This is a genomic window from Streptomyces sp. NBC_01446 (genome assembly GCF_026340095.1).
Lineage (GTDB): Bacteria > Actinomycetota > Actinomycetes > Streptomycetales > Streptomycetaceae > Streptomyces > Streptomyces aureus.
In genome coordinates this window covers 6,529,195-6,541,557 of the sequence record NZ_JAPEPO010000001.1, presented here as the reverse complement: position 1 = coordinate 6,541,557, position 12,363 = coordinate 6,529,195, and the positions used below count along the sequence as shown (strand labels likewise).

At 69.0% G+C, this 12,363-nt stretch carries 10 protein-coding genes; all 10 read right to left on the bottom strand.

The genetic code is table 11. The features are described from left to right. Positions 1-3 precede the first annotated feature (3 nt). Positions 4-993, bottom strand: a complete 990-nt coding sequence (locus tag OG456_RS29340) for an ABC transporter permease (protein ID WP_266566157.1) — start codon at positions 991-993, stop codon at positions 4-6. A gap of 10 nt (positions 994-1,003) precedes the next feature. Further along, entirely contained in the window at positions 1,004-2,698 is a 1,695-nt protein-coding gene (locus OG456_RS29335) for an ABC transporter substrate-binding protein (protein WP_266566155.1), read from the bottom strand. 31 nt (positions 2,699-2,729) lie between these two features. Continuing rightward, positions 2,730-3,596: an ROK family protein gene (locus OG456_RS29330; RefSeq protein WP_266566153.1), complete on the bottom strand. Its 867-nt coding sequence runs from the start codon at positions 3,594-3,596 to the stop codon at positions 2,730-2,732. A 197-nt stretch (positions 3,597-3,793) separates the two neighbouring features. After that, positions 3,794-5,485: a carbohydrate binding domain-containing protein gene (locus tag OG456_RS29325; RefSeq protein WP_266566151.1), complete on the bottom strand. Its 1,692-nt coding sequence runs from the start codon at positions 5,483-5,485 to the stop codon at positions 3,794-3,796. 112 nt (positions 5,486-5,597) lie between these two features. Further along, positions 5,598-6,197 (bottom strand): histidine phosphatase family protein, encoded by a 600-nt coding sequence (locus OG456_RS29320; RefSeq protein WP_266566149.1) that lies wholly within the window; start codon positions 6,195-6,197, stop codon positions 5,598-5,600. Between the two features lie 19 nt (positions 6,198-6,216). Continuing rightward, on the bottom strand, positions 6,217-7,092 hold the full coding sequence (gene gnd, locus OG456_RS29315; protein WP_266569480.1) for a phosphogluconate dehydrogenase (NAD(+)-dependent, decarboxylating): 876 nt from the start codon (positions 7,090-7,092) through the stop codon (positions 6,217-6,219). Positions 7,093-7,109: 17 nt separating this feature from the next. Next, positions 7,110-8,756, bottom strand: coding sequence for a glucose-6-phosphate isomerase (gene pgi, locus OG456_RS29310; protein WP_266566147.1), 1,647 nt, complete (start codon positions 8,754-8,756; stop codon positions 7,110-7,112). Then, entirely contained in the window at positions 8,749-9,684 is a 936-nt protein-coding gene (gene opcA / locus OG456_RS29305; RefSeq protein ID WP_266566145.1) for a glucose-6-phosphate dehydrogenase assembly protein OpcA, read from the bottom strand. The genes pgi and opcA overlap by 8 nt, the downstream gene beginning before the upstream one ends. Further along, positions 9,681-11,213, bottom strand: a complete 1,533-nt coding sequence (zwf, locus tag OG456_RS29300; protein ID WP_266566143.1) for a glucose-6-phosphate dehydrogenase — start codon at positions 11,211-11,213, stop codon at positions 9,681-9,683. The genes opcA and zwf overlap by 4 nt, the downstream gene beginning before the upstream one ends. After that, positions 11,210-12,355, bottom strand: coding sequence for a transaldolase (gene tal / locus OG456_RS29295; RefSeq protein WP_266566141.1), 1,146 nt, complete (start codon positions 12,353-12,355; stop codon positions 11,210-11,212). The genes zwf and tal overlap by 4 nt, the downstream gene beginning before the upstream one ends. Positions 12,356-12,363: the final 8 nt, after the last annotated feature.

Below are 12,363 nucleotides of genomic sequence, written 5' to 3'. Positions count from 1 at the left end.
CGCTCACCCCTTCGCCCTGGCTCGCGGATCCAGCCACACGGTCGCGATGTCCACCGCGAGCAGCGCCACCAGGACCGCGACCGTGAACAGCATGAACAGGGCCTGCATCAGCGGGTAGTCGACGTTCTGGACGGCGTTGTAGAGGAGGTAGCCGATGCCGGGGTAGTTGAAGACGTACTCGATGAGGATCGCGCCCGAGATGACGAAGCCGAGGGACATGGCGAAGCCGGCGAGGTTGGGCAGGATCGCGTTACGGGCCGCGTAGCCGTACATGATGCGGCGCGAGCCGAGGCCCTTGGCGCGGGCCATCCGGACGTAGTCCTCGGCCAGGGTGGTGATCATGTTGTTGCGCATGGTGAGGATCCAGCCGCCGATCGTCGTGATGAGCAGCGTCGCCGCGGGCAGGACCGCGTGGGACAGGACGCTGCCCACGAAGCCCGGGGAGAAGCCGGGCACGATCGTGGTGTCGTAGTTGAAGTTGGCGGGGAGCCAGCCGCCGGTGCCCTGCGAGAAGACCAGGATCAGCAGCAGGCCCACCCAGAAGTACGGCAACGCTGAGGTGATCACGAAGATCGGCGGGAGGATCGCGTCGAGGGCGCCGCCGCGTCGCCAGCCCGAGACCGTGCCGATGAGCGTGCCCAGCACGAACGCGAGGACCGTGGTGATGCCGACGAGGCCCAGGGTCCAGGGCAGGGCGCCGCCGATCAGCTTGGTGACCGGCTCGCCCAGCGTCTGGCCGATGGAGCGGCCCCAGTTCCCGGTGAACATGTGACCCAGGTAGTCGACGTACTGGACCACCACGTTCTGGTCGGGCTTGAAGCCGAACGACGTCAGCATCTGTTCGAGCGCGTCGCGGGAGACCCGGCCACGGGTGCGCACGACGAGCGCGTCGACCGGGTCGCCCGGCATGAAGCGCGGGATGAAGAAGTTCAGGGTGAGGGCCGCCCAGAGCGTGAGGAGAAAGAACCCCAGGCGGCGCAGTATGAAGCGCACAGGTCACCGCCTACTGGGCCGACTTGGAGTACAGGTGGGTGAGCACCTGGCCCGTGTCGGGGAAGTTGTAGGCCGCGGGCTGGGCGTAGGGGTTGTCCTCGGTGGGCCAGCCGGCGATGTCCTTGGTGTTGTACTGGAACCAGTCCACCGCCTCCACGACGGGGATGACGGGGACGTCGTCGAGCATGTACTGGGCGACCTGCTTGACGATGGCGACCTGCTCGGTCTCGCTCGCGGACGCGTAGTCGTTGAGGAGCTGGTCGACCTTCGGGTTCTTGTAGCGCTCCCAGTTGCTGGCGGCGTTCTTGCCGAGCGGCGCGGTGTTCGCGGAGTGCAGCACCTGACGCAGCTCGTAGTACGGGGTCGGGCCGCTGGTCTGCTGGCTGTAGTAGGCCAGGTCGTAGTCGCCGGTGTAGAGCTTGCCCACCATGGTCTGCTGGGCGAGGTCCTGGACGGTGAGGTCGATGCCGACGGCCTTCAGGTTCTGCTTGATGACGTTCAGCGAGGCGTCCCAGTCGGTGTAGCCGGTGATCGTGATGATCTTCAGCTTGAGCGGCTTGGACGGGGAGTAGCCGAGGCCGGACATGAGCTTCTTCGCGCGGGCCGGGTCGGGCCGGTCGAAGCCGGCCTTCTCGACGGCCGCCTTGTCGTAGTACTTGTCGAACGTCGGGGTGACGATGCCCGACTGGTTGGCGGCCGGTTCCTGGCCGCCCACGCCGATCTTGGAGACCTTGTCCCGGTCGATGGCGAGGGAGATCGCCTGGCGGACCTTGAGGTTGCTGGTCATCTTGTGGGACGGGTCGAGGTTCGGGTGGATGCTGACGTTCTGGACCGGCGGCGACCACGTGTGGTTGTCGGCCGACTTGTCCAGGTAGAACTGCTTGATGCCCGGGATGAACTGGCTGCCCCACTGCGCCTTGCCGTTGGCGAGGTCGAGGTTGGCGGGGCCGTTGTCGAGGTAGGCCGGGTACTCGACCTTCTGGATGTACGGCTTGCCCTGCTGCCAGTAGTCGGGGTTGGCCGTGTACTGGATGTTGTTCGGCGAGCAGGGGTCGACCTCGAACGGGCCGGTCCCGACGGGCTTCTTGTCGACCCAGGTGTCGGGGTGGGCGGCGGCCGCGCCGGTGCCGAAGACGTGCTCGGGCACGATGGCGACCTGGTGGGCGAACGCGTAGAAGTAGGGCTGCGCCGCCTTCTCGAACTTCAGGGTGACCCGGTCGCCGGAGGCGGTCGCCGACTGGAGTCCGGCCGTGGTCCACAGGGCGTACAGGTCGGTGGACTTGACGCGCTTCATGAGGTTGAAGGTGAAGGCGACGTCCTTGGCGGTGAGCGGCTTGCCGTCGTTCCACTTCACTCCGGAGCGGATCGTGAAGTCGATCTGCGTCTTGTCGGCGTTCCACTTGTAGCTCTTGGCGAGCATCGGTGTCTCGGCCTGGTTCTTGAGGGTGTTGACGTAGATCAGGGGTTCGTAGACGAAGCCGATGGAGGTGTTGTAGACGGCCGGGTTGAACGGGTTGAAGTTGCAGGTCCAGGTCTGCCCCGCCGTGTTGGCGATGGTGACCGTGCCGCCCTTCTTCTTCGGGCCGCTGCTCTGTGTGGCGTCGTTGCTGTCGGAGCCACCTTTGTGCTTGGTCTCCGAACAGGCCGTCGCCGTCACGGCGAGCACGCCGATGACCGCTGCGGCAAGGATGCGCGTGGGCCTCATGTCCTGCCAGTCCCTTCGTGGGCCGGGTGCGTCAGGTTCCGGTGCGCACGGCCTCGACGGCCAGCGCGAGTGCCCCGAGCAGGGGCGCGTCGTACGGGTGCGCCGCGGGTACGAGCTGCGGCGGGTAGGGCACGGCCGCGTCCAGGGCGGTGCGCAGCGGTGCGTGCAGAGAGGCCCAGGAGCGGACCATGCCTCCGCCGACGACGATCCGCTGGGGATCCACGGCGATGGCGAGATTGACGAGATGGAAGGCCAACTCGTCGATGAACTCCACCACGTGGCAGGCGAGTTCGGCGGATCCGTTCGCCCGCGCGGCCAGGCTGAGGGCCTTGCCGCTGACGACGTCCTCCAGCGGGATCCGGTCGCCGGAGCGCCGTCCGACGTCGGCGACCGTACGCAGGTTGTAACCGATCTCGCCGGACGCACCGTGCCGTCCGGCCACGACCGTGCCGCCGGCCACGATGGCGACGGCGAGCCCGGTGCCGAGGTTGATGTACAGGCCCGGGTCGCAGCCCTTCAACGCCCCGGCATCGTGCTCGTAGCGGGCCGCGGCCTTCACGTCGGTGGCCAGGCGAAGCTCCGACTTCGGGAATTCCAGGGCGAGTTCATGGCCCAGGGCGAGCTCTTCCCAGCCGGGGATGTTCGGGGCGAGGGCGACGCCTTCGGCGCCGGGGATGCCGATGGTGGACACCCCGACGGCGAGGGGTTCGCGGCCGTCGAGAAGTGTTCGGGCGGCGCCCACGGCCCTTTTGAGGCTGGCCCGTGCGCCGTGCTCCGCCGCGGTCTCGACGGTGAGGTCGTGCAACCGGGTGCCGTGCCGGTCTGCGACGGTCAGGGCCGTCTTGGTGCCGCCGAAGTCCAGTGCGAGAACGACGGCCGCGGCGGGGGGAACGTTCACATGGAGCTCCTCACGCGGGTGGGAGGCGCCAGTAAAGTTACGTAACTAAACGAGGTTGCCCGGGACTGTACGCGCGATGCGTCTCCTGCGTAAGCCTTCGCGGTCACAGCGAAGTTGAGGATCTTCCGGGCCTGTCGCGGCGTTCGGCAACGACAAGGCCCCCGGGAATCCCGGGGGCCTGTCCGGTGCGCGGGTGCTCAGCCGGTGAACCCGGCGGTGATCTTCGTGAACTGCCAGTTGTCCTGGCTGATGCCGGAGCAGTTCTCCGCCACTCCCCCGCCCGCGCACGGCCGGTCACGGTTGACCGACCAGAAGGCGAGGCGTGCGATGTGGTGGCTGTTGGACCAGTCCTTGACCTGGGTCCAGATCGCCGGCGTCGTGGTCTCCTGCTGGTCGCTGAGGCCGTTCATGCCGGAGATGCCGATGTGCGCGTACGCCGTTGTGTCGTCCCAGCCGAAGACCGACTTGAGCTTGGTCTTGACACCCTCGGCGGCGTTCACGGTGCTGCCGTACATGTCGGAGCCGCCGCCGAAGTCGAACGGCATGATCGTGAAGACGTCGATGTCCGCGTTCAGGGCCTTGGACTGCTCGATGAGGCGGTTGCCGTAGTACGTCGGTCCGGTCGTCGAGGTGCCGAAGGTGAGGATGGTGCGCAGGCCCGGGTTGTTGGCCTTGACGATCTTCAGTGCGCCCAGGATGCGGTCCTGGACGGCTTCGTTCTCGAACTCGTCGGAGTTCTCGATGTCGACGTCGATGGCCTTGAGCCCGTACGCGTCGATGACCTTCTGGTAGGCGCCAGCGAGGGCTTCGGGGGTCGAGCAGTTGGGTCCGAGCTTGTTGCCGCTCCAGCCGCCGATGGACGGGACAACGTCGCCGCCCGCGGAGCGGATGGCGTTGACCGCGGTCTGGTCCTGGCCTCCGGTGAGGGCGCGCTGGCCGTCCCAGGCGGGGTTGCAGCCGCCGGAGGAGAGGACGAACGCCATCGTGAACCACTTGACGCCGGTCGCGTTCATCACCGTGGCCGGGCTGGGCGGGTCACCCCAGCCGGTGTAGAAGTACGGGGCCGCCTGCTTGAAGCCGGTGCCGCCGCCGGAGCCCTGGTCCGTGGTCACGGAGACCGAGTTGGAGGCGGCCGAGGCGTTGCCCGCCGCGTCATGGGCCTTGACGGTGAAGGCGTACGCGGTGCTCGGGGAGAGGCCGCTGACGGTGGCGCTCGTGCCGGAGACCGTCAGGAGCTTGTTGCTGCCGCCGCTGTAGATGTCGTAGCCGGTGACGCCGACGTTGTCGCTCGCCCCGGTCCAGGACAGGGAGACGCTCGTCGAGGTCTTGCCGGTGGACTTCAGGGCCGTCGGGGCGGTGGGCGCCTGGGTGTCGCCGCCCCCGCCGCCGGGCCCGTCGAGGCTGATGTCGTCTGCGTAGTAGGTGCCTTGCGCGTACCAGCCCTGGGTGTAGACGGTGGCGCTGGTCTGGGAGGCGCCGGTCGTGAACTGCACCGTGAGCAGGCTGTACGCGGTCGGGGACTGCGTCCAGGTCGAGGCCCCGCCGTCCACGCCGAGGTAGACGTAGTTGCCGCGCACCCAGCCCGAGAGGGTGTACGCGGTGTTCGGCTGGACGGAGACGGTCTGGCTGCACTTCGCGTTGTCGCTGGAACTGGCCGCCCCCGACAGGGCTTTGGTGCCGCCGTGGACCGGGCTGGACACGACCGAGCCGAGCCCGCCGGAGCAGGTCCACGGGCTCGTGCTGCCGCTTTCGAAGCCCGCGTTGGACAGCACGTTCGCCGCCTGCGCGGTGGCGGGGAGGGCGACCGCGCCGGCCACCGCGAGTGCGGCGGATCCGATGAGGGCGAGAAGGCGGGGCCTTGAGGAGCGTCTCTTGCGTCTGGAGAACACATGAACTCCCGGTGGGGGCAAGGGGATTGGACCGGACACCAGTGGCGCGCGAGGCGCGACCACCAAGTTGGTATGGACCAATCCCCTTGTCAAGACCCCGCGTTCACTCGGCTCACTCGTGTCCGGGCGCCCGCACGTTCCACTCCGCGATCACCGGTCGCCCGTGCTCCGTCGAAAGGCGGCTCACCGTCCCGGTCGCCAGCTGGAACAGCCGGCCGTCCGCCGGGGCGAGGCCCAGGCGGCGGGCCGTGAGCACGCGCAGGACGTGGGCGTGGGCCACGAGGACCACATCGCCCTCCGCGAGCGCGGGCGCCACACGGGCCAGGACGCGGTCGGCCCGCTCGCCCACGGCCTCCGGGGACTCGCCGGGCCCGTCTTCGGAACCCTGCGGGACGCCCTGGGTCCACAGGTCCCAGTCGGGGCGGGTGCGGTGGATCTCGCGGGTGGTGACGCCTTCGTAGGCGCCGTAGTGCCACTCGTGGAGAGCCGGTTCGGACCTGGCCCCGCTCAGGCCCGCGAGGTCGGCGGTGCGGACCGCGCGGCCGAGCGGGCTGGTGAGGACGAGGGCGTACGGACGTCCGGCGAGGAGCGGGGCGAGGGACTTTGCCTGTTCCTCGCCGTGCTGGGTGAGAGGCTTGTCCGTCCAGCTGGTGTGCTGTCCGGACAGGCTCCACTCCGTTTCGCCGTGGCGGACCAGCAGGAGGTCGCCCATGGCTGCCGTCTCCCCCTGATCACTTCTTCTCGACGGCGTGGCCGCCGAACTGGTTGCGCAGCGCCGCGATCATCTTCATCTGCGGCGAGTCGTCCTGGCGCGAGGCGAAGCGCGCGAAGAGGGACGCGGTGATCGCGGGCAGCGGCACCGCGTTGTCGATGGCCGCCTCGACCGTCCAGCGGCCCTCTCCGGAGTCGTCGGCGAAGCCGCGCAGCCCCTCCAGGTGCTCGTCGTCGTCCAGCGCGTTGACCGCCAGGTCGAGCAGCCAGGAACGGATGACCGTGCCCTCCTGCCAGGAGCGGAAGACCTCACGCACATCGGTGACGGAGTCGACCTTCTCCAGGAGCTCCCAGCCCTCGGCGTAGGCCTGCATCATGGCGTACTCGATGCCGTTGTGGACCATCTTGGAGAAGTGCCCGGCGCCGACCTTGCCGGCGTGGACGTAGCCGAAGTCGCCTTCGGGCTTGAGGGCGTCGAAGACGGGCTGGACGCGGGCGATGTGCTCCTTGTCGCCGCCGACCATGAGGGCGTAGCCGTTCTTCAGGCCCCACACACCGCCGGAGACACCGGCGTCGACGAAGCCGATGCCCTTGACGGCGAGCTCGGCGGCGTGCTTCTCGTCGTCGGTCCAGCGGGAGTTGCCGCCGTCCACGACGATGTCGCCGGGCGAGAGAAGCTCCTTCAGCTCGTCGACCGTCGACTGGGTGGCGGCGCCCGCGGGGACCATCACCCAGACCACGCGCGGGCCTTCGAGCTTCTCGACGAGCTCGGTGAGGGAGTCGACGTCGGAGACCTCGGGGTTGCGGTCGTAGCCGATGACGGTGTGGCCCGCGCGGCGGATGCGCTCGCGCATGTTGCCGCCCATCTTGCCGAGGCCGATGAGTCCGAGCTGTATCGCGGTCATGTCTGTCTTCACTTCTTCCGGAGCGTGCGGTAAGTGGCGACGAGCGCCTGGGTGGAGGCATCGAGGCCGGGGACGTCGGCGCCCTCGGTGAGGGCGGGCTCGACGCGCTTGGCGAGGACCTTGCCGAGTTCGACGCCCCACTGGTCGAAGGAGTCGATGTTCCAGACGGCGCCCTGGACGAACACCTTGTGCTCGTAGAGGGCGATGAGCTGGCCCAGGACGGAAGGCGTCAGCTCCTTCGCCAGGATGGTGGTCGTGGGGTGGTTGCCCCTGAAGGTGCGGTGGGGCACCTGCGCCTCGGCGACACCCTCGGCGCGGACCTCGTCCGCGGTCTTGCCGAAGGCGAGGGCCTGACCCTGCGCGAACAGGTTGGCCATCAACAGGTCGTGCTGGTCGGCCAGTTGAGCCGAGAGCTCGCCGACCGGGCGGGCGAAGCCGATCAGGTCCGCCGGGATGACCTTCGTGCCCTGGTGGATGAGCTGGTAGTAGGCGTGCTGCCCGTTGGTGCCGGGGGTGCCCCAGACCACGGGTCCCGTCTGCCAGTCCACCGGTCGGCCCTCGCGGTCCACGGACTTGCCGTTCGACTCCATGTCGAGCTGCTGGAGGTACGCCGTGAACTTGGACAGGTAGTGCGAGTACGGCAGGACCGCGTGCGACTGGGCGCCGTGGAAGTTGCCGTACCAGATACCCAACAGCCCCATCAGAAGAGGGGCGTTGGATTCGGCGGGGGCCGTGCGGAAGTGCTCGTCGACGAGGTGGAAACCGTCGAGCATCTCCCGGAAGGCGTCCGGGCCGATCGCGATCATCAGCGAGAGGCCGATGGCCGAGTCGTACGAGTAGCGCCCGCCGACCCAGTCCCAGAACTCGAACATGTTGGCCGTGTCGATGCCGAAGTCGGACACCTTCTCGGCGTTCGTCGACAGGGCGACAAAGTGCTTCGCGACCGCGGAGTCGTCGCCGAGCGCCTTGAGCAGCCAGCTGCGTGCCGCCGTGGCGTTGGTGATCGTCTCGATCGTCGTGAACGTCTTCGAGGCGATGACGAACAGCGTCTCGGCCGGATCGAGGTCACGCACCGCCTCGTGCAGGTCCGCACCGTCCACGTTCGACACAAAACGGACCGTCAGGTCCCGGTCGGTGAAGGAGCGAAGCACCTCGTACGCCATCGCGGGACCGAGATCGGAGCCACCGATCCCGATGTTCACGACGTTCTTGATCCGCTTGCCGGTGTGGCCCGTCCACTCCCCCGAACGGACCTTGCCCGCGAAGACGGCCATCTTGTCCAGCACGGCATGCACCTGCGGGACGACATCGACACCGTCGACCTCGATCACCGCGTCACGCGGGGCCCGCAGCGCCGTGTGCAGCACGGCCCGGTCCTCCGTCGTATTGATCTTCTCGCCACGGAACATGGCGTCCCGCTGCCCGAACACGTCGGTGGCGGTGGCCAGTTCCTGGAGCAGGGCGAGCGTCTCGTCCGTGATCAGGTGCTTGGAGTAGTCGATGTGCAGGTCGCCGACCTGGACGGTGTAGCGCCCGACGCGGTCCGGGTCGGTGGTGAACAGATCCCGCAGATGGACCTGGCGCTGCTTCGCGCGGTGGTCCGAAAGGGCCGTCCACTGGGGGCGGACCGTGAGATGCGGGGTGGTGTCAGGCATGTTGAACGCGCTCCTTGGTGCCGTCGCCGCGCAGGGCGATGGCGTACATCTCGTCCGCGTCGAGGCGGCGGAGTTCTTCGGCGATCAGCTCGGAGGTGGTGCGGACCTTGAGGGCCAGGGTGCGCTGCGGCTGGCCGGGCAGGGTGAGCTGCGCGAGGGGCCCGTCGGGGCGGTCGATGCGGATCTCGCCGCCGGCCGTGCCGAGGCGGACGGCGGTGATGACCGGGCCCGCGGTGGTGACGCGCTCGACGGGCACGCCGAGACGGACGCCCAGCCAGCGGGCGAGCAGCTCGGCGCTGGGGTTCTCGGCCTCGCTCTCGACGGCCGCCGAGGTGATCTCGGCGCCGGCCTGGTCGAGGGCGGCGGCGAGCATGGAGCGCCACGGGGTGAGGCGGGTCCAGGCCAGATCGGTGTCGCCGGGGGCGTACGAGGCGGCGCGGGCGGCCAGCGCGGACAGCGGGTCCTCGACGGCGTACGTGTCGGTGATACGGCGCTGGGCGAGCGCACCCAGGGGGTCCTTGGCGGGAACCTCGGGGGCGTCGACGGGCCACCAGACGACGACGGGCGCGTCCGGGAGCAGCAGCGGCAGGACGACGGAGTCGGCGTGCTGGCTCACCTCGCCGTACAGGCGCAGCAGGACGGTCTCGCCGGTGCCGGCGTCCGCGCCGACCCGCACCTCGGCGTCGAGGCGGTTGCCCTGGCGGTCGCGGGGCGAGCGGGCGTGCCGCTTGATCACGACGAGGGTGCGCGAGGGGTGCTCGCGGGAGGCTTCCTCGGCGGCCTTGATGGAGTCGTAGGCGTTCTCCTCGTCGGTCACGATGACCATCGTGAGGACCATGCCCACGGCCGGGGTGCCAATCGCCCTGCGGCCTTCCACCAGGGCCTTGTTGACCTTGCTTGCCGTCGTGTCGGTGAGGTCGATCTTCATGGCCTGCGCCAGCTCCGTCCGTCTCGTGCGAGCATCTCGTCCGCTTCCTTCGGGCCCCAGCTCCCCGAGGCGTACTGCGCGGGCCGGCCGTGGGTGTCCCAGTGGCCCTCGATCGGGTCGAGGATCTTCCAGGACTCCTCCACCTCCTCCGTGCGGGGGAAGAGGTTGGCGTCGCCGAGCAGGACGTCCAGGATGAGCCGTTCGTACGCCTCCGGGCTGGACTCGGTGAAGGACTCGCCGTAGGCGAAGTCCATCGACACGTCCCGGATCTCCATCGAGGTACCCGGGACCTTCGAGCCGAAGCGTACGGTCATGCCCTCGTCGGGCTGGACGCGGATGACCACGGCGTTCTGGCCGAGTTCCTCCGTGGCGGTGGAGTCGAACGGGGAGTGCGGGGCGCGCTGGAAGACGACGGCGATCTCGGTGACGCGGCGGCCGAGGCGCTTGCCGGTGCGCAGGTAGAACGGGACGCCCGCCCAGCGGCGGTTGTCGACCGACAGCTTGATGGCCGCGTAGGTGTCGGTCTTCGACTCGGGGTCGATGCCGTCTTCCTGGAGGTAGCCGGGGACCTTCTCGCCGCCCTGCCAGCCGGCCGCGTACTGGGCGCGGACCGTGTGCTCGCCGAGGTTCTCGGGCAGCCGCACCGACTTGAGGACCTTGAGCTTCTCGGTGAGGAGCGACTCGGCGTCGAAGGAGGCGGGTTCCTCCATGGCGGTGAGCGCCATGAGCTGGAGGAGGTGGTTCTGGATGACGTCACGCGCTGCGCCGATGCCGTCGTAGTAGCCGGCGCGGCCGCCGATGCCGATGTCCTCGGCCATCGTGATCTGCACGTGGTCGACATAACTCCGGTTCCAGATGGGTTCGTACATCTGGTTGGCGAAGCGGAGGGCCAGGATGTTCTGGACGGTCTCCTTGCCGAGGTAGTGGTCGATGCGGAAGACCTGGTCGGGGGCGAAGACGTCGTGCACGATCGCGTTGAGTTCGCGGGCGCTGGCGAGGTCGTGGCCGAACGGCTTCTCGATGACGGCGCGGCGCCAGGAGCCCTCGGGTCCGTCGGCGAGGCCGTGCTTCTTGAGCTGCTGCACGACCTGCGGGAAGAACTTCGGCGGCACGGAGAGGTAGAAGGCGTAGTTGCCGCTGGTGCCGCGCTTCTCGTCGAGGTCGTCGACGGCCTCGCGCAGCTGCTTGAACGCCGTGTCGTCGTCGAAGTCGCCGGGGATGAAGCGCATGCCTTCGACGAGCTGCTGCCAGACCTCCTCGCGGAACTCGGTGCGGGAGTGCTCGCGCACCGCGTCGTGGACGACCTGGGCGAAGTCCTGGTCCTCCCACTCGCGGCGGGCGAAGCCGACGAGCGAGAAGCCCGGCGGCAGCAGTCCGCGGTTGGCGAGGTCGTAGACGGCCGGCATCAGCTTCTTGCGGGACAGGTCGCCGGTGACGCCGAAGATGACGAGCCCGGAGGGGCCCGCGACGCACGGCAGGCGGCGGTCGCGGGGGTCCCTCAGCGGGTTCTGCCAAGCGGTGATGCTCACTTGGCCTGCGCCTCCTTGCCGGCGAGGCGGTTCGCGACGGTGCCGAGCAGGTCGTTCCACGCGACGTCGAACTTGGCGACGCCCTCGTCCTCGAGCTGCTGGACGACCTCGTCGTAGGAGATGCCGAGCGCGTCGACGGCCTTGAGGTCGGCGCGGGCCTGCTCGTAGCCGCCCGTCACCGTGTCACCGGTGATCACGCCGTGGTCGGCGGTGGCCTTCAGGGTGCCCTCCGGCATCGTGTTGACCGTGCCGGGGGCGACGAGCTCGTCGACGTACAGGGTGTCCTTGTACGCGGGGTCCTTGACGCCGGTGGAGGCCCACAGCGGGCGCTGCTTGTTGGCGCCGGCGGTCTCCAGCTTCGTGGCGCGCTCGGAGGCGAAGACCTCTTCGTACGCCTCGTACGCGAGGCGGGCGTTGGCGAGGGCGGCCCTGCCCTTGAGGGACCTGGCCTCGTCGGTGCCTGCCTGGTCGAGGCGCTTGTCGATCTCGGCGTCGACGCGCGAGACGAAGAAGGAGGCGACCGAGTGGATGCCCGCCAGGTCGATGCCCGCGGCCTGCGCCTTCTCCAGGCCCGAGAGGTAGGCGTCCATGACGGCGCGGTAGCGCTCCAGGGAGAAGATCAGCGTGACGTTGACGCTGATGCCGAGGCCGATGACCTCGGTGATGGCCGGGAGGCCCGCCTTCGTCGCCGGGATCTTGATCATGACGTTCGGGCGGTCGACCAGCCAGGCCAGCTGCTTGGCCTCGGCGACGGTGGCCGCCGTGTCGTGGGCCAGGCGCGGGTCGACCTCGATGGAGACGCGGCCGTCGCGGCCCTGCGTCGCGTCGTACACGGGGCGCAGGATGTCGGCGGCGGCGCGGACGTCGGCGGTGGTCATCATGCGGACCGCCTCGTCGACGGTGACGCCGCGGGTGGCGAGGTCGGCGAGCTGCTCCTCGTAGCCCTCACCGGAGCCGATGGCCGCCTGGAAGATCGAGGGGTTCGTCGTGACGCCCACGACGTGGCTGTTCTCGATCAGTTCGGCGAGGTTGCCGGACTCGATGCGCTTGCGGGACAGGTCGTCCAGCCAGATGGAAACGCCTTCGCCGGCAAGGGACTTGAGGGGCGTGACGGTGGAGTCGGCGTTGCTCATGTTCTTCATCTTCTTTC

What these genes read in the sequence shown, in the direction of transcription:
- OG456_RS29335 (WP_266566155.1), bottom strand. Translation starts at nt 2,698, where the DNA reads ATGAGGCCCACGCGCATCCTTGCCGCAGCGGTCATCGGCGTGCTCGCC.
- OG456_RS29320 (WP_266566149.1), bottom strand. Translation starts at nt 6,197, where the DNA reads ATGGGCGACCTCCTGCTGGTCCGCCACGGCGAAACGGAGTGGAGCCTG.
- pgi (WP_266566147.1), bottom strand. Translation starts at nt 8,756, where the DNA reads ATGCCTGACACCACCCCGCATCTCACGGTCCGCCCCCAGTGGACGGCC.
- opcA (WP_266566145.1), bottom strand. Translation starts at nt 9,684, where the DNA reads ATGAAGATCGACCTCACCGACACGACGGCAAGCAAGGTCAACAAGGCC.
- tal (WP_266566141.1), bottom strand. Translation starts at nt 12,355, where the DNA reads ATGAAGAACATGAGCAACGCCGACTCCACCGTCACGCCCCTCAAGTCC.